20 protein-coding genes are annotated in these 22,266 nt (G+C 72.6%); 13 read left to right on the forward strand and 7 right to left on the reverse strand.

Going from position 1 to position 22,266, the window contains the following annotated elements; all coding sequences use genetic code 11:
* Positions 1-143: 143 nt before the first annotated feature.
* The gene (locus AB0D01_RS37465) at positions 144-1,004 is read left to right on the forward strand and encodes a hypothetical protein (protein WP_363063469.1); all 861 of its coding nucleotides are present in this window, start codon (positions 144-146) and stop codon (positions 1,002-1,004) included.
* Positions 1,005-1,009: 5 nt separating this feature from the next.
* On the opposite strand, the gene AB0D01_RS37470 is transcribed toward AB0D01_RS37465, so the two are convergent.
* Complete coding sequence (locus AB0D01_RS37470) at positions 1,010-2,284, reverse strand: helix-turn-helix domain-containing protein (protein ID WP_363063471.1); 1,275 nt, start codon at positions 2,282-2,284, stop codon at positions 1,010-1,012.
* Between the two features lie 201 nt (positions 2,285-2,485).
* Between AB0D01_RS37470 and AB0D01_RS37475 the strand changes: the two genes are divergently transcribed.
* Together AB0D01_RS37475 and pruA are read left to right on the forward strand one after the other, a co-directional pair.
* Positions 2,486-3,412: a proline dehydrogenase family protein gene (locus AB0D01_RS37475; protein ID WP_363063473.1), complete on the forward strand. Its 927-nt coding sequence runs from the start codon at positions 2,486-2,488 to the stop codon at positions 3,410-3,412.
* A 35-nt stretch (positions 3,413-3,447) separates the two neighbouring features.
* Positions 3,448-5,079, forward strand: a complete 1,632-nt coding sequence (gene pruA / locus AB0D01_RS37480) for an L-glutamate gamma-semialdehyde dehydrogenase (RefSeq protein WP_363063475.1) — start codon at positions 3,448-3,450, stop codon at positions 5,077-5,079.
* A gap of 105 nt (positions 5,080-5,184) precedes the next feature.
* On the opposite strand, the gene AB0D01_RS37485 is transcribed toward pruA, so the two are convergent.
* Entirely contained in the window at positions 5,185-5,886 is a 702-nt protein-coding gene (locus tag AB0D01_RS37485) for a nitroreductase family protein (RefSeq protein ID WP_363063477.1), read from the reverse strand.
* Between the two features lie 81 nt (positions 5,887-5,967).
* On the opposite strand from AB0D01_RS37485, the gene AB0D01_RS37490 reads away from it, so the two are divergent.
* Both AB0D01_RS37490 and AB0D01_RS37495 read left to right on the forward strand, forming a co-directional pair.
* Entirely contained in the window at positions 5,968-6,684 is a 717-nt protein-coding gene (locus AB0D01_RS37490; protein WP_363063479.1) for a tyrosine-protein phosphatase, read from the forward strand.
* 12 nt (positions 6,685-6,696) lie between these two features.
* Positions 6,697-7,251, forward strand: a complete 555-nt coding sequence (locus tag AB0D01_RS37495; RefSeq protein WP_363063481.1) for a GNAT family N-acetyltransferase — start codon at positions 6,697-6,699, stop codon at positions 7,249-7,251.
* A gap of 29 nt (positions 7,252-7,280) precedes the next feature.
* On the opposite strand, the gene AB0D01_RS37500 is transcribed toward AB0D01_RS37495, so the two are convergent.
* Both AB0D01_RS37500 and AB0D01_RS37505 read right to left on the reverse strand, forming a co-directional pair.
* Positions 7,281-9,311, reverse strand: coding sequence for a phosphocholine-specific phospholipase C (locus tag AB0D01_RS37500; protein ID WP_363063483.1), 2,031 nt, complete (start codon positions 9,309-9,311; stop codon positions 7,281-7,283).
* 119 nt (positions 9,312-9,430) lie between these two features.
* On the reverse strand, positions 9,431-10,444 hold the full coding sequence (locus AB0D01_RS37505; RefSeq protein ID WP_363063485.1) for an NADP-dependent oxidoreductase: 1,014 nt from the start codon (positions 10,442-10,444) through the stop codon (positions 9,431-9,433).
* 101 nt (positions 10,445-10,545) lie between these two features.
* Here AB0D01_RS37505 and AB0D01_RS37510 point away from each other — a divergent pair, with 101 nt between their 5' ends.
* The 4 genes from AB0D01_RS37510 (at position 10,546) to AB0D01_RS37525 (ending at position 14,359) form a co-directional block, all read left to right on the forward strand.
* A complete protein-coding gene (locus tag AB0D01_RS37510) occupies positions 10,546-11,430 on the forward strand; it encodes a LysR family transcriptional regulator (RefSeq protein ID WP_363063487.1) in 885 nt (294 codons plus the stop codon).
* A 259-nt stretch (positions 11,431-11,689) separates the two neighbouring features.
* Positions 11,690-11,821: a hypothetical protein gene (locus AB0D01_RS37515; RefSeq protein WP_363063489.1), complete on the forward strand. Its 132-nt coding sequence runs from the start codon at positions 11,690-11,692 to the stop codon at positions 11,819-11,821.
* Between the two features lie 182 nt (positions 11,822-12,003).
* Complete coding sequence (locus AB0D01_RS37520; RefSeq protein WP_363063491.1) at positions 12,004-13,044, forward strand: 3-isopropylmalate dehydrogenase; 1,041 nt, start codon at positions 12,004-12,006, stop codon at positions 13,042-13,044.
* Positions 13,045-13,273: 229 nt separating this feature from the next.
* The gene (locus AB0D01_RS37525) at positions 13,274-14,359 is read left to right on the forward strand and encodes a branched-chain amino acid aminotransferase (protein ID WP_363063493.1); all 1,086 of its coding nucleotides are present in this window, start codon (positions 13,274-13,276) and stop codon (positions 14,357-14,359) included.
* 123 nt (positions 14,360-14,482) lie between these two features.
* On the opposite strand, the gene AB0D01_RS37530 is transcribed toward AB0D01_RS37525, so the two are convergent.
* Together AB0D01_RS37530 and AB0D01_RS37535 are read right to left on the reverse strand one after the other, a co-directional pair.
* The gene (locus AB0D01_RS37530; RefSeq protein WP_363063495.1) at positions 14,483-14,632 is read right to left on the reverse strand and encodes a hypothetical protein; all 150 of its coding nucleotides are present in this window, start codon (positions 14,630-14,632) and stop codon (positions 14,483-14,485) included.
* A 44-nt stretch (positions 14,633-14,676) separates the two neighbouring features.
* Positions 14,677-16,104, reverse strand: a complete 1,428-nt coding sequence (locus tag AB0D01_RS37535) for a cytosine permease (protein ID WP_363063496.1) — start codon at positions 16,102-16,104, stop codon at positions 14,677-14,679.
* A gap of 280 nt (positions 16,105-16,384) precedes the next feature.
* On the opposite strand from AB0D01_RS37535, the gene AB0D01_RS37540 reads away from it, so the two are divergent.
* The 4 genes from AB0D01_RS37540 to AB0D01_RS37555 all read left to right on the forward strand — a co-directional run bounded on the left by AB0D01_RS37540 (position 16,385) and on the right by AB0D01_RS37555 (position 21,509).
* Complete coding sequence (locus AB0D01_RS37540; RefSeq protein ID WP_363063498.1) at positions 16,385-17,440, forward strand: agmatine deiminase family protein; 1,056 nt, start codon at positions 16,385-16,387, stop codon at positions 17,438-17,440.
* 34 nt (positions 17,441-17,474) lie between these two features.
* Positions 17,475-18,089, forward strand: coding sequence for a TetR/AcrR family transcriptional regulator (locus AB0D01_RS37545; protein WP_363063500.1), 615 nt, complete (start codon positions 17,475-17,477; stop codon positions 18,087-18,089).
* A 332-nt stretch (positions 18,090-18,421) separates the two neighbouring features.
* Positions 18,422-20,044, forward strand: a complete 1,623-nt coding sequence (gene cimA / locus AB0D01_RS37550; RefSeq protein ID WP_363063502.1) for a citramalate synthase — start codon at positions 18,422-18,424, stop codon at positions 20,042-20,044.
* Between the two features lie 76 nt (positions 20,045-20,120).
* Positions 20,121-21,509, forward strand: a complete 1,389-nt coding sequence (locus AB0D01_RS37555) for a hypothetical protein (protein WP_363063504.1) — start codon at positions 20,121-20,123, stop codon at positions 21,507-21,509.
* 60 nt (positions 21,510-21,569) lie between these two features.
* Here AB0D01_RS37555 and AB0D01_RS37560 read toward each other — a convergent pair whose 3' ends face one another.
* Positions 21,570-22,184 (reverse strand): YceI family protein, encoded by a 615-nt coding sequence (locus AB0D01_RS37560; protein ID WP_363063506.1) that lies wholly within the window; start codon positions 22,182-22,184, stop codon positions 21,570-21,572.
* Positions 22,185-22,266 lie beyond the last annotated feature (82 nt).

The raw sequence follows: 22,266 nt of genomic DNA on the forward strand, positions 1-22,266 counted from the left end.
CGCACCCGGGTGACGTACGAGATCGAACCCGTCGGCGACGCCCTCGCCCGCCTCACCGTCCGCCACGAGGGCTTCCTCGCCGGCGCACGTACGGTGGGTCGGGGCGCGCCGCCCGGGCCCGGGCGGCCGGGGTGGCCCTGGCGGTGCTCGCGACCCTCGGGGCGGGCTGCGGCCGGGGCGGCGGGCCGCCGCGCGGCGGCCCCGAGGACACCCTGCCGCGCCGGGAACGGGTGGCCGCCGCCTGGCAGGACCCGCAGGTGTTGCGCCAATGGCGTTCGGGGTTCCACCCGTTGGGCGCCCAGGACTGGCAGCCGGCCGGCGGCTTCCGCTCGGGGGCCGACAAGGCCGCCCACGCGGCGGGGAACTTCACGCTGCGCGCCGAGCTGCCCGCGGCCCCGCCGCCCGCCGTGCCCGTACGCTTCCCCGACGGCGGCGAGGTGGCCGTCGGGCTGCTGACCGCGGGGGAGGCGTACGCCGAACTGGACCGCGCCCCGGACGGGGACCCCACCCTCTCCGCCCTCACCGTCACCGCCGTCCGCTTCGCCACGACCCCCGCGCGCACCGGCCGGGGCCCCGCCGAAGTGCCCGCGTGGCTGTTCACCGTGGAGGGCTACGACACCCCGCTCCCCCGGTTCGCGGTCCGCCCCGAGGCGCTGCCGAAACCGCCGATCGAGCCCCTGGCCCCCTTCGAGGGGGGAGCGGCCCCCCTGTGGGGGTACGTCGCCGTCCCGCCCGGGGCGACCTCCTTCGAGGTGACCGCCGGCCACGGCGCCTGTGACGACGGAGTCGCCGTCGACGTCCTGGAGGGCGCCGACACCGTCGTCCTGGCCGGGCGGATCCTGCCCTCGAAGGACCCGCGGGGCGCGCGGGGCGCGCACGGGGAGAGCGGGTGCGACATGAGCCTGCGCAGGGCGAAGGTGCTCGTCACCCTGTCCCGCCCGCCGGGCGAGCGGATCCTCCTCGACTCCCTCAGCGGCGCACCGTTGGAGGCCGCCGCCCGCTGAGAGGGTCAGGCGTGCAGCCGGGCCGCCTTCAGGGCCATGTGCAGCAGCAGCCTGTCCTCGCCCTCGTCCAGGTCGAGGCCGGTCAGTTGCTCCACCCGGCCGAGCCGGTAGTACAGGGTCTGGCGGTGGATCCCCAGCGCCGCCGCCGCGCGGCCCGCCTGGCCCGCGCAGTCGAGGAACACCTCCGCCGTACGGGCGAGTTCGCGGTGGGCCGGACCCAGCAGGGCGCCCGTCGCCGGGTCGTCGTCGGGACGCGCGGCCAGGGTGGCCAGCATCCGGTACGGGCCGATCCCCGACCACCGGGCCACCGGCCCGAGCCGGGGCTGCGCCGAGGCCGCCCGCGCCGCGGCGGTGGCCTGCGCCCAGGCGGCGGGCAGCTGCGACAGCGCCCGGACCGGCTCGGAGAGCCCGGCGGTCACCCCGGCGGTCACCCCGGCCGCGGCCTTCCCGTCCGCCGCGCCCGCACCGCTCGCCGCGCCCGTCCCGGCCGCCGCGCCCGTACCGCCCTTGCCGGCGGCCCCGCCCGCCCCGCCCGCCAGGGCCGTGCCCGCCGTGCGCGGCAGCAGCCGGCCCACCGCCGTGAGCGCGGGCGCCAGCGCGTCCGCCGTGCGCAGCCGCACCAGCACCGCCAGCCGCCCCGGGTCCGCCGTGTCCTGCCCGGGCACCACGCACACCGCGGCCGCGCCCGGGACCTGGGCCGGCGCCTCCCCGACCCACGGCGCCACGCACACCGCCGCGTGCAGGCCGTCCGCCCCGGGCCCCAGGGCGACCCGCAGCGCGGCCACGGCCATGTCGGCCTGCCAGCCCCGCGCGGCCGTCAGCACCGCGAGGAACTCCCGCGAGAGGTCCGCGCCCGCCCTGGCCTCCTCGGCGAGCAGCACCCCGATCCGCTGGGCGGCCTCCATGGCCGCGGCGAGGGCCTCCGGCGCGGGGCCGGGATCCTGGTCCAGGAGCCACACGTAGCCCTGTACGACGCCGCGGTAGCGCACCGGCAGGCAGATCCGTCCCGTCAGGACGCCCGCGTCGGGGGCCGCCGGGATGCGGACGGGGCCGGTGGCGCGGGCGATGCCGAAGCCCTCGAACCAGCTGCGCACCGCGGCCGTCGACTGGCGGGTCAGGATCGAGCGGGTGCGCACGGGATCCAGGACGAGCTCGCCGCCGTCGCCGTCGCTGTCGTGCGCGCCGAAGGCGATCAGTCGGAAGTCCCGGTTCTCCAGCGTCGCCGGGGCGTCCAGCAGCGCCGAGATCTCGTCCACCAGGTCCTGGTATTCGCCCTTCACCCGGACATTCTCCCACCCCCGAGCAGGCCCTTCAGACAGATGTATGAGATCCGGGCCACGGATGCGTGACAGCTGTCGATGGCAGAGGATCGTGGAGATCCTTAGGTTTCACGGTGGTTTTACTCGCGTTTTCCCTACGGCCGCAGCACACCCCCCGCGGCGGACCGTACGTCCGCTTCTGCCACCCGTTGGAGGTGCCCCGTGCTGGGTCCCGCGATCCTCGCCGCTTCGCGCAGCGACAAGATGCGCCGAATCGTCTCTGCCGCCCCGGTGACCAAGCCGGTGGTCAACCGGTTCATCCCCGGCGAGACGGTCGACCAGGTCATTCCGATCGTCGTGGACCTCACGGGCAAGGGCCTGGAGGTCACCCTCGACGTCGTCGGTGAGGACATCACCGCCGTGGAGCAGTCCTACGCCGCCCGCGACGCCTACCTCCTGCTCATCGAGCGCCTCGCGGACCTCGGTCTCGGCGAGACCGTCGAGATGTCGGTCAAGCTCTCGATGTTCGGCCAGGCCCTGGAGGGCGGCCACGAGCTGGCGCTCGCGAACGTCCGCCCGGTCGTCGAGGCCGCCGCCGCCATCGGCACCACCGTCACCCTGGACGCCGAGGACCACACCACCCTCGACTCGATGTTCGCCATCCACGAGGAGCTGCGCCGGGACTTCCCGCAGACCGGCTGCGTGATCCAGGCGTACCTCTTCCGCACCGAGGCCGACGCCCGCCGCCTGGCCGCCGCCGGCAGCCGCGTCCGGATCGTGAAGGGCGCCTACAAGGAGCCCGCCGAGGTCGCGTACCAGGACAAGGGCGAGATCGACAAGGCGTACGTCCGGATCATGAAGATCCTCATGGAGGGCGACGGCTACCCCATGATCGGGTCCCACGACCCGCGCCTGATCGCCATCGCGCAGGAGCTGGGCCGGCAGGCCGGGCGCAAGCTCGACGAGTACGAGTTCCAGATGCTGTACGGCATCCGCGGAGAGGAGCACCTGCGGCTCGCCGCCGAGGGCCACCGCATGCGCGTCTACACGGCCTACGGCACCGACTGGTACGGATACTTCATGCGCCGCCTCGCGGAGAAGCCGGCCAACCTGCTGTTCTTCCTCCGCTCGATGATCACCAAGAACTAGGTCCACGAAACCAAGGTCAAGGAGTTACCCGCCCCATGGATGCTGTGACCCAGGTCCCCGCGCCGGTCAACGAGCCGGTCCACTCGTACGCCCCCGGCAGCCCGGAGCGCGCGCGCCTCGAGATCCAGCTCAAGCAGCTGTCCGAGAACCCGATCGACCTCCCGATGACGATCGACGGCGTCAAGCGGATGGGCGGCGGCGAGCGCTTCGACGTCGTGCAGCCGCACGACCACAAGTCCGTCATCGGCACCTACGCGAACGCCACCGAGGCCGACGCCCAGGAGGCCGTCGACGCCGCCCTGGCCGCCGCCCCGGCCTGGCGCGCGATGTCCTTCGACGACCGCGCCGCGATCATCCTGCGCGCCGCCGAGCTGCTGGCCGGCCCGTGGCGCGAGAAGCTGGCCGCCTCCACCATGCTGGGCCAGTCGAAGACCGCTCAGCAGGCCGAGATCGACACCCCGTGCGAGCTCGTCGACTTCTGGCGCTTCAACGTGCACTTCGCCCGGCAGATCCTCGCCGAGCAGCCCGCCGCGAACAGCGCCGGCGTGTGGAACCGCAGCGACCACCGCCCGCTGGAGGGCTTCGTCTACGCGATCACGCCGTTCAACTTCACGGCCATCGCCGGCAACCTGCCGACCGCCCCGGCCCTCATGGGCAACGTGGTCGTGTGGAAGCCGTCCCCGACGCAGACGCACTCCGCCGTCCTGCTGATGGAGCTCCTGGAGGCCGCGGGCCTGCCCAAGGGCGTCATCAACCTGGTGACCGGTGACGGCATCGCGGTCTCCGAGGTGGCGCTGAACCACCCCGAGCTGGCCGGCATCCACTTCACCGGCTCGACCAAGACCTTCCAGTACCTGTGGAAGACGGTCGGCAACAACATCGAGAACTACCGGTCCTACCCGCGCCTGGTCGGCGAGACCGGCGGCAAGGACTTCGTCGTCGCGCACCCCTCCGCGGACCGCGCGATCCTGAAGACCGCCCTGACCCGCGGCTCCTTCGAGTTCCAGGGCCAGAAGTGCTCCGCCTCCTCCCGCGCCTACGTTCCGGCCTCCATCTGGAACGACGGCTTCAAGGAGCAGTTCGCGGCCGAGGTCGACGGCATCACCATGGGTGACGTCCGCGACCTGGACAACTTCATCGGCGCCGTCATCGACGAGCGCTCGTTCGCCAAGAACAAGGCCGCGATCGACCGCGCGAAGGCCGACCCGACCTGCACCGTCGTCGCCGGCGGCACCTACGACGACTCGGAGGGCTACTTCGTCCGCCCGACCGTCATCGAGTGCACCGACCCGGAGAACGAGGTCTTCACGACCGAGTACTTCGGCCCGATCCTCGCGATCCACGTCTACGAGGACGACAAGTACGACGAGATGCTCGCCCAGATGGAGAGCGTCTCGGCGTACGCCCTGACCGGCGCCGTCATCGCGCAGGACCGCTACGCGGCCGCCGACACGATGGAGAAGCTCCGCTTCGCGGCGGGCAACTTCTACATCAACGACAAGTCGACCGGTGCCGTCGTCGGCCAGCAGCCCTTCGGCGGCGGCCGTGCCTCGGGCACCAACGACAAGGCGGGCGCCGCGTCCAACCTGCTGCGCTGGACCTCGACCCGCTCCATCAAGGAGACCCTGGTCCCGCCGACCGAGTACGGCTACCCCCACATGGGCTGATCGAGGCCCGGCCCCGAACCCCGCCCCCGCTCCGGTACCCCCAAGTCCGGAGCGGGGGCGGTCCGGTTCCCGGGGCGGGACGGCGCGCGTGGCCCCGAGGGCCCGTCAGACCTCGACCATGACCTGGTTCAGGGACTTGCGGACCAGGTCCGGGACCTCGCAGTCGTCCGCGGGATAGCCCACCGGGACGACGGCGAAGGCCTTCTCGTTCTCCGGGCGGCCCAGCACGTGGCCGAGGAAACGCATCGGGCTCGGCGTGTGGATCAGGGCCGCGAGGCCGCTCAGGTGGAGCGCGGACAGCAGCATGCCCACCGCGATGCCCACCGACTCGTCGACGTAGTAGTGCTTGCGCTTCGTGCCGTCCGGGCCGAGCCAGTAGCGCTGCTGGAAGACCACGATCAGCGCGGGCGCGTCCGTGAGGTGCGTCTTGACCGCGTCCGTGCCCAGCGGGCGCAGGGCCGCGAGCCACTCGTCGCCCAGCCGGCCGTCGTAGGAGATCTGCTCCTCCTGCTCGGCGGCGGCCCGGATCTGCTGCCGGATGCCGGGGTCCTTCACCAGGACGAACGTCCACGGCTGCTGGTGCGCGCCGGAGGGGGCGGTCGCCGCGCAGGCGATCGCGTCGCGGACGACCTGATCGGGCACGGGGTCGGGGGAGAAGCTTCGGACGGTCCGCCGCTCGTCCATCCGCGCGCGCAACTCGGCCGCGCGCGCGAGGGATTCGGGCGCGGGCATGCGCGCGGGCCGGTAGGCGACGGGTCGGTAGGGGTGGCCGTGAGTGGGGGACCACTGCTGCGTTTCAGGCGACATGGGCAGATCTTCACGCGGCGCAACCGCCGGGGCCAGAGTCGCGTCAGGAACAACTGTCCGTTGTGTACTGACAGGGGGGCTATGACCGTGGCGAACGTCGGTCGATTCCTGGACCTGGAGGGCTGCTTCAACGCCCGCGACCCCGGCGGGAACGGAGCGCTCGTGCCGGGCGCGCTCGTGCGCGCCGACAGCCTGGACGCGCTCACCGCGCACGGCTGGACCAGGCTGGTCGCGCACGGCGTGCGGACCGTCATCGACCTGCGCAACGACGACGAGCGGGGGGTGGACCACGCCCCGCGCCCGCCGGTCCTCACGACGCTGTCCATCCCCCTCGACGGGATCGAGCACCGCGACTTCTGGGACGTCTGGTGGGACACTCCGGGTTTCGGAACCCCCGCGTATTTCCGGCCTTTCCTGGACCGCTTCCCCGACCGCGTCGCGGCCGTGGCCCGCGCCGTGGCACAGGCACCGCCGGGCGGGGTCGCCTTCCACTGCGGCCTGGGCCGCGACCGTACGGGCATCATCGCCCTCGTCCTGCTGCGCCTGGCCGGCGCGACCCCCGCCGAGGTCGCCGACGACCACGCCCTGAGCGAGCCGCGGGTGAGGGCGATGCACGCGGCGCGGGGGAGGGAGTACGACGCGACGGAGATCGAGGAGTACGTCGCGGGACCGGGCACCACGGTCCACGCCCTCGCCCACGCCGCCGCGGCGGACCTCGACGCCGGACCGTACCTGAGCCGGGCCGGGCTGGACGCGCCCACGCTGGAAAAACTGGAACGCCGCCTGCGCGGGCGTTGATACCGTCGACGGGTGAACGCCACCGTGAACGTGAACGTCGTGCTGCGCCACACCGGCGAGCTCGGGCGGGGGGAACTCGGCGCGGTGCGCGCCCTGCTCGACGCGGCCTTCGAGGGGGACTTCGGCGACGAGGACTTCGAGCACGCGCTCGGCGGGATGCACGCCCTGGTGTACGAGGGCGGGGAGCCCGTCGCGCACGGCAGTGTGGTCCAGCGGCGGGTGCTGCACCGGGGGAGGGCGCTGCGGACGGGGTACGTGGAGGGCGTGGCCGTGCGGGCGGACCGTCGGCGGCGCGGGATCGCCGGTGCGGTCATGGCCTCCCTGGAGGGGGTCATCGGCCGGGCCTACGTCCTGGGGGCGCTGTCGGCCTCGGAGGCGGGCGCCGCCCTGTACGCGGGCCGGGGCTGGCGCCCGCACCCCGGGCCGATCGGCGTCCTCGGGCCGGGCGGTCCCGAGCGGCTGCCCGAGGAGGAGGGCTCGACCTGGGTGTGGACGCCGCCCGGCGGGGTCCCGCTGGACCCGGCCGGGCGGCTCGACTTCGACTGGCGCGACGGGGACGTGCTGTAGCGCCCGACCCTGTCCCGACGTCCGTCCGGTCAGGATCCGGAGACCGTCGGCGCCCCCGTCTCGATGTGGCCCGTGTAGCGGCGCGACCAGGTGCCGTCGGAGTCCGCCAGGATCGTGAAGTCGTACCAACCCTTGTGGTAGGCGACGGCGTTGAAGAAGTCCTCGCGCGAGGAGTTCGCCGGGACCGTGTACGTCCAGGGGCCGTCCGAGCGGTAGGCGTTCGAGCGGATCGTGAACGTGACCGGGGAGGCGGAGGCGTTCGTCATCCGGAACCAGATCGCCGTCTTGCCGGTGCCCGGTTCCACCGCGAAGCGGGCCGCGACCTCCAGGGCCTTGCCGGCCTTGTTCGCGTCGCCGATGAACCGGCGCAGGAAGCGGTTCGGGCCGTACATCGAGATGTCGTACTTCCCGGCGCCGTTGCCGAGCCCGATGTGGAACCAGTCCGTCGCGGTGCCTTCCGGATCCACCGTGTACTGCCAGGCGGCCGTGTCCCGGTGCTGGTGCGGGTGGATCGAGAAGTGCGCCGGCCGCTTCGCCTGCGGACCCTGGTTGGTCATCGAGAACCAGGCCAGGATCTGACCGCCCGCCCGGAACTCCAACCGGTCCAGGTTCCCGTTGACCTGGTACGGCAGCGCCCGCGCCGGGCGCGTCCCCGGCTCCTGCGCCGGCAGGGCGTTGTCCTGGGGCGCCGGGTTCGGCAGGGGGCCGCAGGTCGACTGGCCGATGACCTTCGCCGTCGAGGGGAGGCCGGCGGGGACCCCGTAGACCGGGCGGGCGAAGTCGAAGGCGCCGGTCAGGTCGCCGACGACCCGGCGGCGCCAGGCGCTGATGTTCGGGCAGACGGCGGGGGTGCCGAGGGCGGCCGTCCAGGTCTCCATGAAGCGCAGCACCGAGGTGTGGTCGAAGACCTCGGAGCTGACCCAGCCGCCCCGGGTCCACGGGGACATGACGAGCATCGGCACGCGGAAGCCGAGGCCGATCGGGAGGCCGTCGAGGTACTCGTCGGGGGTGCCGGGCGGGGCGGTCGGCGGCGTGACGTGGTCGAAGAAGCCGTCGTTCTCGTCGTAGTTGAGGAAGAGGACGGTGGAGTCGAAGACCTCGGGGTTCGCGGCCAGCGCGCGGTAGACCAGGTCGACGAAGTGCGCGCCGTCGCCGGGCGGGGCGTAGGGGTGCTCCGAGAAGGCCTCGTTCGCCACGACCCAGGAGACCTGCGGCAGCGTGCCCGCGAGGGCGTCGGCGCGCAGGGCGGCGGCGATGTCGTCCGGGGTGGAGCCGGTCACCTTCGGGACCGAGCCCATGCCGCGGTCCCACAGGGGGTCGCCGGGGCCCGCGTCGGTGAACCTCTTGAAGTAGGCCAGGCCGTTGTCCCCGTAGTTGTCCTGGGCGTTCTGGTAGACCTTCCAGCTCACGCCGGCCCGCTGGAGGGCCTCGGCGTACGTCTCCCAGGTCAGTCCGGACTCGTCGCCGCCGTCCTTGCTGCCCGCGTCGATCCGCCCGCTCCACAGGAAGGTGCGGTTGGGGCCGGTGGCGCTCAGCGCCGAGCAGAAGTAGGCGTCGCAGACCGTGTAGTGGTCGGCGAGCGCGTAGTGGAACGGGATGTCGCCCCGGTCCAGGTGGCCGAGGGTGCGGTTGTTGCCGACGCCGGTGACCCAGTTGTCCATCCGGCCCCGGTTCCACGCGGCGTGCTGCGAGGTCCAGCTGTGCGGCAGGTCGCCGGTGCACTGCGCCAGGGTCGCGCCGTCCACCCCGCCCGCCGGCGGGGTGGAGGACAGCTTCCACGGGTACCGGCGACCGCCCCAGTCGGGTTGGTTGAACGTGCCCCAGCCGCCCGGGATGTTCCCGGCCGCTCGGTCCCCGAAGCCGCGGACCCCCTTCAGCCTGCCGAAGTAGTGGTCGAAACTGCGGTTCTCCTGCATCAGGATCACCACGTGCCGCACGTCGGTGATGGTGCCGGTCGCGGCGGCCGCGGCCGCCGTCGTCGGTGTGATCGCGGGCAGGGTCGCCCCCGCCACGAGTCCGGCGCCGATGCCCACGAAACCTCTTCGGCTGATGGGTGTCACTGGCTGCTCGCCTCCCACTCGGGTGCCCCTCCGGCACGTCGCCCGCAAGAGTGGCGGCACCCGACCCAAAGGTCCACAGCCGTGCAGTAATCAATCGGTGAACATCCGGTCGACCGGTTTCAGTCGGTGAGACGGACCAGCATCTTGCCCAGGTTCTCCCCCCGGAGCATGCCCAGGAAGGCGTCGACGGTGTGCTCGAACCCCTGGACAACGGTGGTGTCGGTGCCCACGGCGCCGCTGCGCAGGTGCGGTACGAGGAACTCCTCCAGCTCCTCCTGGAGATTGGTGTGGTGGCGAACCAATACCCCTTCCACGCGGAGCGACTTGTGGACCACCTCGAAGAGGTTGCGGGGCGCGGCGGGGGCGCGGTCGGCGTTGTACGTCGAGATGGCGCCGACCCAGGCGATGCGCCCGAACTCGCGCAGGGAGTCGATCGCGCCCTCCAGGTGGTCCCCGCCGACGTTGTCCACGTAGACGTCGATGCCGTCCGGCGCGGCCTGCGCCAACTGCTCGCCCACCGGCCCGTCGTGGTAGTCGAAGGCGGCGTCGAAGCCGAGCGCCCCGGTGAGCCGGCGCACCTTCTCCGCCGAACCGGCGCTGCCGATGATCCGGCGGGCTCCGAGCAGGCGGGCGATGTGCCCGGTCGCCGTGCCGACGCCGCCGGCCGCGGCGGAGACGAAGAGGTCCTCGCCCTCGCGCAGGGCGGCGGTGCGGGTGAGGGCGGCGTACGCGGTCAGGCCCGTCCCGCCCAGGATGGACAGGTACGCCTCCAGGGGGACGCCCTCGTGCGCGGGCAGCGGGCGGGTCCCGTCCACGCCCCGGGTCACCAGGGCATGCGTGCGCCAGCCGGAGCGGTGGAAGACGAGGTCGCCCTCGGCCAGCCCCGGGTCGCGGGAGGCCAGCACCCGGCCGACCGAGCGGCCCTCCAACGGGGCGTGCAGGTCGAAGCCGCCCTCGCCGCCGTCCATGAGCCCCCGGTGGTAGGGGTCGACGGACAGCAGCAGGTTCTCCACCAGGGCGGTGCCCGGGGCGGGCTCGGGGACGGGGAAGGAGACGCGGGCGAACCCGTCGGGGGTGGGGAAACCGGAGGGCCGGGCGGTCAGGTGGACGGCGTGAGCGGTGCGCGTGGTCATGGCGACGACCGTAGGAAGGAATCCGAAGGCCGGGCAGGGGGTTGCGTTCATGGAAGCCGCCCGACCATGAACGCGGCTCATACATCGAGGTGGGAACCCCCGTGACCGAGCTCGCCCCCCAGGAACTTCGGGTCCTGGTCGCCGTCGCCGAGACCGGCTCCTTCTCCGCGGCGGCCCGCGTCCTCGACGTCGGCCAGTCGGCCGTGTCGCACTCCGTGCGCGGCAGCGAGGTCAAGGTGGGGGCGGTGCTCTTCGAGCGCGGGCGCGGCGGCGCCCGTCCCACCCCCGCCGGCCTGCGGGTCGTCGCCCTGGGCCGGCGCATCCTGCGGCTCTACGAGGTACTGGGCGCCGAGGCGCGCGCCGCGGGCCGGGCCGCCCCCGGCCGGGAGGAGCCGGCCGGGGTGCTGCGCGTGGCGGCCTTCCGCAGCGCGGCCCTGCACCTGTTGCCGCCCGCGCTGGAGCGGCTGACGGCCCGCCACCCCGGGATCCGCCCGGAGGTGCGCGTGGTGCGCGAGATCGGGGCCGGTACGGCGGGGGAGGTGGCCGAGGGGCGCGCGGACCTCGGCATCGCCACCCTGGGCGCCGCCGACGGCGTACCGCCCGGCCTGTTGTCCGGGGAGCTGACGGTGGAGGCGTACTCCCTGGTGCACCCGGCCGGACACCCCGAGCCGAAGGGGTTGCCGCTGTTGGACTGGGACGAGAACTGCGGCTCCTACACCCGGGCGTGGTGGCGGGCCCAGGACTGGATCCCCCGGGCGACGGTGAAGGCGGAGGACGACGCGATGGTGCTGACCATGGTCGGCCGGGGCCTGGGCATGGCGATCATGCCCGCGCTGTCGCTGCGCGAGGCCACGGACGCCGTGGAGATCGCCTCGCTGGGCCCGGACGGGCCGGTGCGACGCGTGGGATACGTCACCACACCGGAATTGGCCTCCAGTCTGGCTGTTAGGGCTCTGATCAGGGAACTCAGGGCTGAGAAGGCCTGAAATCGGAACGTTGCGGGGGCCCTTCCGGGCGGTTTTGCGTCTCAGATACTAGGAAGTCCGAGTAATTGCGGAGACATACAGCCGGACCTGCCCTAGCTTTGTAGGAGCCGAACGTCTCGCCGATCCGGCGAATGGCGGTCGAGAGCGCGTGCCCCGTGCAGGCAACCCCTGCGGCCGCAGCTCCCCGCCTCTTCCGGCGCCTTGAAGGAACCCCTCATCCGTGGCCCCGCCACGCCGTGATCTCAAGGAGTCGACCACCATGACCCCCACCTCCGCCGCTTCCCGCCGCGTCCGCCACGTCTCCCCGGCCGACGAGGACCGCAAGAACGCCGCCGCCGCCCTCCAGCGCGCCCTGGACCGCCGCGACAACGGCGGCTCGACCGGCCACTGACCGCCCCGGCCCGCCCCGAGGCCCCACCCGGCCCCGGCGCCGGCCCCGCGGCCGGTCGCCGCGCGTCCCACCACCCGCACCACGCCGGCCCCGACATGTCGCGCCCACCGGTCGCGCCGCACGCGCGTCCATATGGTGGACGCGATATGTCTGAGGGCTGGGACACGGAGTACGGTTCCGTCATGTCGACCAGCATCAATCTCGCAGTGATCCCCGGTGATGGCATCGGCCAGGAAGTCGTGGCTCAGGGCCTCAAGGTCCTTACCGCGGTCCTGCCCCAGGATGTGAAGCTGGAGACCAAGGAATACGACCTCGGCGCCCGGCGGTGGCACCGCACCGGTGAGACCCTCCCGGACACCGAACTCGAAGCCCTCAGGCACCACGACGCGATCCTCCTCGGCGCCATCGGCGACCCGTCGGTCCCGTCCGGCGTGCTGGAGCGCGGTCTGCTGCTGAAGCTCCGCTTCGCCTTCGACCACTTCATCAACCTGCGCCCCTCGAAGCTGTTCCCGAACACCGCCACCCCGCTGGCCGGCCGTCCGGAGATCGACTTCGTCGTGGTCCGCGAGGGCACCGAAGGTCCGTACACCGGCAACGGCGGCAGCCTGCGCACCGGCACCCCCGCCGAGGTGGCCACCGAGGTCAGCGTCAACACCGCGTACGGCGTGGAGCGCGTGGTGCGGGACGCGTACGAGCGGGCCAACGCCCGCCCGCGCAAGAAGCTGACGCTGGTCCACAAGAACAACGTCCTCGTCTACGCGGGCCACCTGTGGAAGAACACCTTCGACGCGGTCGGCCGCGAGTACCCCGAGGTCACCACCGACTACCTGCACGTCGACGCCGCGACGATCTTCTTCGTCACCCAGCCCGAGCGCTTCGACGTCATCGTCACGGACAACCTCTTCGGTGACATCCTCACCGACCTGGCCGCCGCCGTGACCGGCGGGATCGGCCTCGCCGCCTCCGGGAACATCAACCCGACCGGCGCCTTCCCGTCGATGTTCGAGCCCGTCCACGGCTCGGCCCCGGACATCGCCGGCACCGGCAAGGCCGACCCGACCGCGACGATCCTCTCCGTCGCCCTCCTGCTGCGCCACCTCGGCTACGAGGACCAGGCCGCCCGCATCGAGGACGCGGTCTCGGCCGACCTGGCCGAGCGCGACGGGACCTTCCGCTCCACCGACGCGATCGGCGACGCCCTCGCCGCGCGAGTAGCCGGCTGACCCGGCAGCGCCACCTCGACAGGAAGCCGCCAGGTCACAAAGGGACCTGGCGGCTTCACCTGTGCGGCCCCGGGTGCCACCATCTCCCCTGGACCGTACACACCCCGTTTCACCGAAGGCTGCCCGCGGGCGATAATCGAACGCGAGGCCGCGGAATACGGGCAAGCTCGGACGTCGTAGTACGCCGTGAGCGCGGTCCGCCCTACCCAACGGTGAAGGACAAGCACTCATGACGACGCCCACGATCGAGCTGAAGCCCTCCTCGAACCCCCTGTCGGACGCGGAGCGCAACGCGATCCTGGCCAGCCCCGGATTCGGCCGCCACTTCACCGATCACATGGTGACGATCAAGTGGACCGAGGGTCGCGGTTGGCACGACGCGGAGCTGGTCCCGTACGCCCCGCTGTCGATCGACCCGGCGAACATGACCCTGCACTACGCGCAGACGATCTTCGAGGGCCTCAAGGCGTACAAGCAGCCCGACGGCACCGTCGCCACCTTCCGCCCCCGGGCGAACGCCGAGCGCTTCCAGGCCTCCGCCCGCCGCATGGCGATGCCCGAGCTGCCGACCGAGCTGTTCATCGAGGCCTGCGACGCGCTCATCAAGCAGGACCGCGCCTGGGTGCCGGACTCCGGTGAGGCCTCGCTGTACCTGCGTCCCTTCATGTTCGCCTCCGAGGTCGGCCTGGGCGTCCGCCCGGCCAACGAGTTCCTCTTCATGGTGATCGCCTCGCCCGCCGGCGCCTACTTCCCCGGCGGCGTCAAGCCCGTCTCCGTCTGGCTCTCCGAGGAGTACGTGCGCGCCGTCAAGGGCGGCACCGGCGCCGCCAAGACCGGTGGCAACTACGCCGCCTCCCTCGTCGCCCAGGCGGAGGCCGCCTCGCACGGCTGCGACCAGGTCGTCTGGCTGGACGCCGTCGAGCACCGCTGGATCGAGGAGATGGGCGGCATGAACCTGTACTTCGTGTACGGCGACCGCATCGTCACCCCGGAGCTCACCGGCTCGCTCCTGCCCGGCATCACCCGCGACTCCCTGCTCACCATCGCCCGCGACCTCGGCTACACCGCCGAGGAGGGCCGCATCACCACCGAGGACTGGAAGCGCGACAACGAGAACGGCACCCTGACCGAGGTCTTCGCCTGCGGCACCGCCGCCGTCATCACCCCGGTCGGCTCCGTGAAGTCCGAGCGCGCCAACTGGACCCAGGGCGACGGCGAGCCCGGCGAGGTCACCATGAAGCTCCGCAAGGCGCTCCTCGACCTCCAGACCGGCCACACCGCCGACGCCCACGGCTGGATGCACCCGCTCGGCTGAGCCGCACCCCGAACGACCCGAAGGCCCCCGCTCGACGAGCGGGGGCCTTCGGCGCGTCCGGACCGGGCGTGGGCCGGACCGGGGCGGGCGGAGCGGGGGCGAAGGGGGCGGCGGCGGGCGCGGTCAGCGCTCCTCGTCCGCCCCGTCCTCGCCCTTGCCCTTCTTCCCGCGGTCGTCGGTCGCGGCCGCCTCCAGCAGCCCGTCGCCGAACACGTACGCCAGGCCCGCGATCCCCTTGACGATCTTCCCCGCCACATAAGCGAGCTCTTCCACGACGCCTCCCCGGGTCGTTCACCGCGGCGGCCCCACCGGATGTTCTAGTCGGCCGCCACCGTCACCGTGCCCGTCGGCTCGGCGGCGGGAGCCGCCTTCGGCCGGACCGTCAGCGCGGCGTACACCGCGCCGCCGACCAGCCCCGACAGGATGAAACTGCAGTCCACTCCGTTGGTGAGGGCCAGCAGCGGGCCCTCGTACACCGGTTTCGACACGGCGGCCAGACCCACGGCCGCGCCCGCCGCCCAGGAGGCGGTGGCGCGGACGTTCCAACCCCCGCTGAACCAGTAGACGCCGCCGCGGGCCCCACGGTTGAACACCTGGAGGGCGTCGGGGTCGTAGACCCCCCGGCAGCGGACGTGGCCGATCAGGGTGATCACGGCCCAGGGGGTGCCGATCGAGGTCAGCAGCAGCACGAAGGAGGTCATCGCGGACTGCACGTCCCACTCGAAGGAGCCGAAGAAGACGAAGGCGGTCGCCACGACGGCGGCGATCACGGTGGCCGTGGTGCGGGTGGCCCGGGGGACGATCGCGTCGAGGTCCAGGCCCATGGAGTAGAGCATCAGTCCGGCGTTGCCCACCGAGCCGGCCGCGGCCGCGACCAGCAGCGGGACCAGGTACCAGAACGGCGCGGCCTCGACGAGCGGGCCGGCGTAGTCCAGCCCGGCCCGGGCGGCGAGGGCGGTGTAGGTGCCGAACAGCTGCGGGACCAGCAGGCCGACGAGGAGGCCGAGGGCGGTCGACCACAGGACCTTGCGGGAGCCGTGCCGGCGGGGGGAGATGTAGCGGGTGTAGTCGCCGAGCAGGGTGATGAAGGCGACGGGCCCGCTGAGTCCGGCCGCGACGGCGGCCAGCACCCAGGTCGGCCAGAAGGAGCCGAGGAGGTACGCCGTGTCCGGCGGGGCGGCGGTGGTGAAGTCGGGGGCGTAGGCGAGGACGCCGACGGCCAGCAGGACCACCATGGCGACGGACAGCACCTTGCTCATGCGCAGCAGCAGCCGGTAGCCGAAGACGGCGGCGACGACCGTGAACGCGGCCAGGACGCCGTACATCGCGGCCCGCGTGACACCGGTGTCCGGGAGCCCGGTGAGGCGCGCGAGCGTGCCGACCATCACGTCGCCGCCGATCCACAGGGTCAGCGCGGTGTAGCCGAGGGAGAGCAGCAGACCCACGACCGAGCCGACCAGCCGGCCGCGGACGCCGAACTGCGCGCCGCTGGAGGTGGAGAGGTTGGTGGCGGTCCGCAGGGAGACCAGCGCGAGCGGCGCGGTGAAGGCGATGCCGACGAGGGTGCCGGTCACGACGGCGGTGACCGAGGGCCACAGGCCCAGTCCGAAGGACGGGGGCAGCCAGCCGAAGACGATCACGCCGAGGCAGAGGTTGGAGCCGAGCAGGATCGAGATCAGGTCACGAGGCCCGCTGGTCCGCTCCTCCTCCGGGATGGTGTCGACTCCGCGCTGTTCGATGGGCATGGGGGGACTCCCTTGGCAGGGCGGGGGGTGGGCGCAGGTGTTTGAGCGACACTCAATGTGACTCAGGCCCCGCGGGTAGGTCAATGATTCCCAGCAAGGAAATGAAGAGTTAGAGTGATGCTCTAATCCATCGATTCAAAAGGTGGTGGATCGGCGTGCGCCTGACCCCTCCGGGGCGTGACCGACCGTCGCCGCGCGGCGCGGCGGAACCGGCCAGGGCCCTCGACCGCCCGTACCTCCTGTGAGCCGGCCCGGCTCGCGAGCCCCTAAGGACCCCGCCATGACCGCACAGCCCGAGACCCCCACGACCCCCGCGGCCCGCGGCTTCCGGATGCCCGCCGAGTGGACCCCCCACGAGCGGACCTGGATGGCCTGGCCCAGCCCCAACCCCACCTTCACCGACGAGCGCGAGCTGGCCGAGGCCCGCGAGGCCTGGGGCGCCGTCGCCCGCGCCGTGCGCGCGTACGAGCCCGTGACCCTGGTGGTCTCCCCGGGGGACGCCGAGGGCGCCCGAGCCGTCGTCGGCGAGGACGTCGAGCTGGTCGAGCGGGACCTCGACGACGCCTGGATGCGCGACATCGGCCCCACCTTCGTCACCAACGACGCCGGTGAACTGGCCGCCGTCGACTGGACCTTCAACGGCTGGGGCGCCCAGGAATGGGCCCGCTGGGAGCACGACTCCAAGATCGCCCGGCACGTCTCCGACATCGTCGGCACCCGCACCTACAGCACCCGCCTGGTCAACGAGGGCGGCGCCATCCACGTGGACGGCGAGGGCACCGTCCTGCTGACCGACACCGTCCAGCTCGGCGAGGGCCGCAACCCCGGCTGGACCCGCCAGGAGGTCGAGGCCGAGATCCACGCCCACCTCGGCACCACCAAGGCCATCTGGCTCCCCTACGGCCTCGCCGGCGACTACGGCACCTACGGCACCCAGGGCCACGTCGACATCGTCGCCGCCTTCGCCCGCCCCGGCGTGGTCCTCGTCCACACCCAGCCCGACCCGGCCCACCCGGACCACGAGCGCTGCAAGACCATCGCCGCCATCCTGCGCGCCTCCACCGACGCGCGGGGCAGGCAGTTGGAGGTCGTCGAGGTGCCCGCGCCCACCGTCCTGGAGGAGGACGGCGAATGGGTGGACTACTCGTACATCAACCACTACCTCTGCAACGGCGGCGTGGTGCTCTGCGCCTTCGACGACCCGCGCGACGAGGAGGCCGCCGAGATCTTCCGGGGCCTGTTCCCCGAGCGGACCGTGACCCTCGTCGACGCACGTACGATTTTCGCCGGGGGTGGCGGCATCCACTGCATCACCCAGCAGCAGCCGAGGGTCTGAGACCGGACCCGGCGGACCACGTGAGGGAGTGACCATGGTGGCGGGCGGAGTACCGGTACGGGCGGCGCGCAAGAACGCGCCCCCGCGCGAGGACGTACTCGTCGCCGCCATGGCCATGATCGCCGAGCGGGGCCTGGACGGCCTGACCATGGCCGGCCTGGGCCGCGAGGTCGGCATGAGCAGCGGCCACCTCCTCTACTACTTCGGCAGCAAGGACGAGCTCCTGCTGCGGACCCTGGAGTGGAGCGAGTCCGCCCTCGGCGACCGCCGCCGCGCCCTGCTGGCCCGGCCGGGCCCCGCTCGCGAGCGCGTCCGCGCGTACGTCGACCTCTACGTGCCCGACGGTCCCCGGGACCCCCACTGGACCCTGTGGCTGGAGGTCTGGAACCGCTCCCAGAACGCGGGACCCGAGGAACGCGAACGCCAGGCGGCCATCGAGGGGGCCTGGCACCGCGACCTCGTCGCCCTGATCGCCGAGGGGATCTCGCGCGGCGAGTTCCGCCCCGTGGACCCCGACCGCTTCGCCGCCCGCGTCCGCGCGCTGCTCGACGGCTTCAGCATCCAGCTCGCCGTCGGCCTGCCCGGCACGGGGCGCGCGGACATCCTGGACCACGTGGGCGAGTTCCTCGCCGACACTCTGGTCGCCTAGCCGGCACCCACTCGTGTCCACGGGAGAGCGCCCCGGTGACCGCATGCTGAGATTCGCGTCCACGGTCGGCGGGGCGTGTGAAAGACTGCGCGCGTGTCTGCTCGGCTCATGATTATGGACAGCAGCGCGCCGGTCCTCAGTGACCGCTGAACCGTGGAAGACCTTCGCGGAAGCGGCCACCGTGCCCCAGACCCGCGCGCAGACCTCTCGCACCCGCGAGGGGTCTTTTCGTTTCCCGGCTCGAAATCATGCCGGGGCCGGTGGCGCGCGATGATGGGGGCAGTGGGATCCCCGGTCTCCGGAACCACTCATCCGACAGGAGTCAGATCAGCATGACGACGACAGAGGCGACTGAGCCGACAGCGGCACTCGACGACGGCTTCCACGTCTTCGACACCACCCTGCGCGACGGCGCCCAGCGTGAGGGCATCAACCTCACGGTCGCGGACAAGCTGACCATCGCGCGGCACCTGGACGACTTCGGAGTCGGCTTCATCGAGGGCGGTTGGCCCGGCGCCAACCCCCGCGACACCGAGTTCTTCGCCCGCGCCCGCGCCGAGATCGACTTCAAGAACGCGCGCCTCGTCGCCTTCGGCGCCACCCGCCGCGCGGGCGGCTCCGCGGCCGAGGACCCCCAGGTCCGCGCCCTGCTGGAATCCGGCGCCCCCGTCATCACCCTGGTGGCCAAGTCCCACGACCGCCACGTCGAACTCGCGCTGCGCACCACCCTCGAAGAGAACCTGGAGATGGTCCGCGACACCGTCTCCCACCTCGTCGCGCAGGGCCGCCGCGTCTTCGTCGACTGCGAGCACTTCTTCGACGGCTACCGCGCCAACCCGGAGTACGCCAAGTCCGTCGTCCGCGTCGCGCACGAGGCCGGCGCCGACGTCGTCATCCTGTGCGACACCAACGGCGGCATGCTGCCCGCGCAGGTCACCGCCGTCGTCTCCACCGTGCTGGCCGACACCGGGGCCCGACTCGGCATCCACGCCCAGGACGACACCGGCTGCGCCGTCGCCAACACCCTGGCCGCCGTCGACGCGGGCGCCACCCACGTCCAGTGCACCGCCAACGGCTACGGCGAGCGCGTCGGCAACGCCAACCTCTTCCCGGTCGTCGCCGCGCTGGAGATCAAGTACGGCCGCAAGGTGCTCCCGGACGGCGCCCTCGCCGAGATGACCCGGATCTCCCACGCCATCGCCGAGGTCGTCAACCTCACCCCCTCCACGCACCAGCCCTACGTCGGAGTCTCCGCCTTCGCGCACAAGGCGGGCCTGCACGCCTCGGCCATCAAGGTCGACCCGGACCTCTACCAGCACATCGACCCCGAGCGCGTCGGCAACACCATGCGCATGCTGGTCTCCGACATGGCCGGCCGCGCCTCCATCGAGCTCAAGGGCAAGGAGCTGGGCGTCGACCTCGGCGGGGACCGGGCCCTGATCGCCCGCGTCGTCGAGCGGGTCAAGGAACGCGAGCTGGCCGGCTACACGTACGAGGCCGCCGACGCCTCCTTCGAGCTGCTGCTGCGCGCCGAGGTCGAGGGCCGGGCGCGCAGGTACTTCCGTACCGAGTCCTGGCGGGCCATCGTCGAGGACCGCCCCGACGGCACCCACGCCAACGAGGCCACGGTCAAGCTGTGGGCCAAGGGCGAGCGGATCGTCGCCACGGCGGAGGGCAACGGCCCGGTCAACGCCCTCGACCGCGCGCTGCGGGTGGCCCTCGAACGCTTCTACCCCCAGCTGGCCAAGTTCGAGCTGGTGGACTACAAGGTCCGCATCCTGGAGGGCAAGCACGGCACGGAGTCCACGACCCGGGTGCTGATCTCCACGACGGACGGCACCGACGAGTGGAACACGGTCGGCGTGGCCCCGAACGTCATCGCGGCCTCCTGGCAGGCCCTGGAGGACGCCTTCACCTTCGGGCTCCTGCGCGCGGGCGTGGAGCCGGCCGAGTAGCGGGCCGCGTCGCGGGCCCCGGCGGCTTTATGTCCGACTCACACGGGAAAAGGGCGGTTCGGGTAGCGTCGTAGGCATGAGGACCAGGCTGATATCCACCCGCTTCCGCTCGCTGTCGGCCGGTCTGCTGCTGGCCGTCTCCGCGTCGATGTCGGTGACCGCGTTCGCGGCCGCCCCGCGGGCGGTGGCCGCCGCGCCGGCCGAGACCGGGGTCGCCGCCGTGGGGGAGGCCCTCAAGAAGGGTCCCGTCTACGTCGACCCCGCGGCGCGGGACCAACTGTCGCCGGAGCGGGCCGAGGCACTGGCCGAGAAGATCAAGGACGCCGGGAAGCCGGTCTTCGTCGCGGTGCTGCCCACCGGAGCGCAGTTCCCCCCGAAGGAGGTGCTCGGCGCCGTCCGCGCCCAGACCGGGATCACCGGCCTGTACGCGATCCGGCTCGGCGACGGCTTCTCGGCCGGCGCCGACCCGACCGTCATGCCGACGAACGCCGTGCGCAACCTCGCGGACGCCGTGAAGGTGGGCTCGCCCGACGCCGGCACCCAGCTCGACAACTTCGTCGACCAGGCCCTGAGCCAGGCCAAGGGATCGGCGCCCGCCTCCTGGGGCGGCGCCGCCTCGGACCAGGGCTCCTCCGCCGGCGCGCTGATCGGCCTCGGCGCGGTGGCGCTGATCGGCGGCGGGGGCGCGTACGCGCTGGTGCGCAGGGGACGCAGGAAGAAGGAGGAGGCCCGCCGCGAGGCGGTCGCCAAGCTCTCCGTCGTCGTCGACGAGGACATCACGGCCTTCGGCGAGGAGCTGGAGCGCCTGGACTTCCACCCCGGTGAGCCCGGCGCCGACGACGCGATGCGCGAGGACTACGCACAGGGCCTCGACTCGTACGAGAAGGCCAAGCAGATCATGGGCTCCGTGCGGTACCCCCATGAGGTCCGGGGCGTCACCCAGGCGCTGGAGGACGGGCGCTTCGCCCTGGCCCGGCTGGACGCGCGTCGGCAGGGGCGGCCGCTGCCGGAGCGCCGTTCGCCCTGCTTCTTCGACCCCCGCCACGGGCCGAGCACCGAGGACGCGACCTGGGCCCCGCCGGCGGGTGCGGCCCGTACCGTCCCGGTCTGCGCGGCGGACGCCGTACGGCTGCGCGAGGGACTGGAGCCCGAGGTCCGTACGGTCGACACCGAACACGGTCGGCGCCCCTACTACGACGCCGGCCCGGCGTACGGTCCCTGGGCCGGCGGGTACTTCGGCGGCGGCATCCTCCCGGGGCTGCTGATGGGCACGATGCTCGGATCGATGATGTCCACCCCGGCCTACGCCTCCGACTTCGGGGCCGGAGCGATGGACGGGGGAGGCTTCGAGGGGGGAGAGGTCTCCGGGGCCGACTTCGACCCGTCGGCCTTCGGCGGCGGGGACTTCGGCGGGGGAGGCGGTTTCGACGGGGGAGGCGGCTTCGACGGCGGGGGCGGCTGGTGACCGCCCCCGGACTCCCGGTCGGTTCCGCTCGACGGGGCCCGCGCGCCGGCGGGCCCGCGGTCAGGCCTGCTTGATCGCCGAGATGTCGAAGGTCAGCTTCACCTTGTCGCCGACCATCACGCCGCCGGCCTCCAGGGCGGCGTTCCAGGTCAGGCCCCAGTCGGAGCGCAGGATGGTGGCGGAGCCCTCGAAGCCGACGCGCTCGTTGCCGTAGGGGTCGGTCGCGGAGCCGCCGAACTCCAGGTCGATGGAGAGCGGGCGGGTGACGTCCTTGATGGTCAGGTCGCCGGCGATGCGGTAGGTTTCGCCGCCGACGTGGGCCGCCGAGGTGGACCGGAAGGTCATCCGGGGGAAGGCCTCCGCGTCGAAGAAGTCGCCGCCGCGCAGGTGGGCGTCGCGGTCGGCGATGCCGGTGGAGATCGAGGCGATCGTGACGTCGATGGCGGCGGTCGAGCGCGAGGGGTCGCTCCCGTCGAGGTGGAGGGTGCCCTCGTGCTCGGTGAAGGCGCCGCGGACGTTGGTCACCATCGCGTGGCGCACGGTGAAGCCTATGCTGCTGTGGCTCGCGTCGATCACGTAGTCGCCGGTGAGCGCGGCGAGCGCCGGGTCCACTTCGAGGGTGGCGACGGTGGCCGTGGTCGCGGTGTCCTGGTGACGGCGGGTGAACAGACCCATGACTTCCTCCTGGAGAAGAACCTGCTGCGAAGTGGTTGAAGGTTGAACAAGAATGACGGTAGACCCATTCCGTTCAATTTTC

The sequence above is a fragment of the Streptomyces sp. NPDC048606 genome, assembly GCF_040650855.1.
Taxonomy (GTDB): Bacteria; Actinomycetota; Actinomycetes; order Streptomycetales; family Streptomycetaceae; genus Streptomyces.

Coding starts and splice junctions, on each gene's coding strand:
- pruA (WP_363063475.1), top strand. CDS start 3,448: ATGGATGCTGTGACCCAGGTCCCCGCGCCGGTCAACGAGCCGGTCCAC.
- AB0D01_RS37535 (WP_363063496.1), bottom strand. CDS start 16,104: ATGCCCATCGAACAGCGCGGAGTCGACACCATCCCGGAGGAGGAGCGG.
- AB0D01_RS37560 (WP_363063506.1), bottom strand. CDS start 22,184: ATGGGTCTGTTCACCCGCCGTCACCAGGACACCGCGACCACGGCCACC.
- AB0D01_RS37525 (WP_363063493.1), top strand. CDS start 13,274: ATGACGACGCCCACGATCGAGCTGAAGCCCTCCTCGAACCCCCTGTCG.
- AB0D01_RS37520 (WP_363063491.1), top strand. CDS start 12,004: ATGTCGACCAGCATCAATCTCGCAGTGATCCCCGGTGATGGCATCGGC.
- AB0D01_RS37540 (WP_363063498.1), top strand. CDS start 16,385: ATGACCGCACAGCCCGAGACCCCCACGACCCCCGCGGCCCGCGGCTTC.
- AB0D01_RS37485 (WP_363063477.1), bottom strand. CDS start 5,886: ATGTCGCCTGAAACGCAGCAGTGGTCCCCCACTCACGGCCACCCCTAC.
- cimA (WP_363063502.1), top strand. CDS start 18,422: ATGACGACGACAGAGGCGACTGAGCCGACAGCGGCACTCGACGACGGC.
- AB0D01_RS37490 (WP_363063479.1), top strand. CDS start 5,968: ATGACCGTGGCGAACGTCGGTCGATTCCTGGACCTGGAGGGCTGCTTC.
- AB0D01_RS37545 (WP_363063500.1), top strand. CDS start 17,475: ATGGTGGCGGGCGGAGTACCGGTACGGGCGGCGCGCAAGAACGCGCCC.
- AB0D01_RS37505 (WP_363063485.1), bottom strand. CDS start 10,444: ATGACCACGCGCACCGCTCACGCCGTCCACCTGACCGCCCGGCCCTCC.
- AB0D01_RS37555 (WP_363063504.1), top strand. CDS start 20,121: ATGAGGACCAGGCTGATATCCACCCGCTTCCGCTCGCTGTCGGCCGGT.
- AB0D01_RS37515 (WP_363063489.1), top strand. CDS start 11,690: ATGACCCCCACCTCCGCCGCTTCCCGCCGCGTCCGCCACGTCTCCCCG.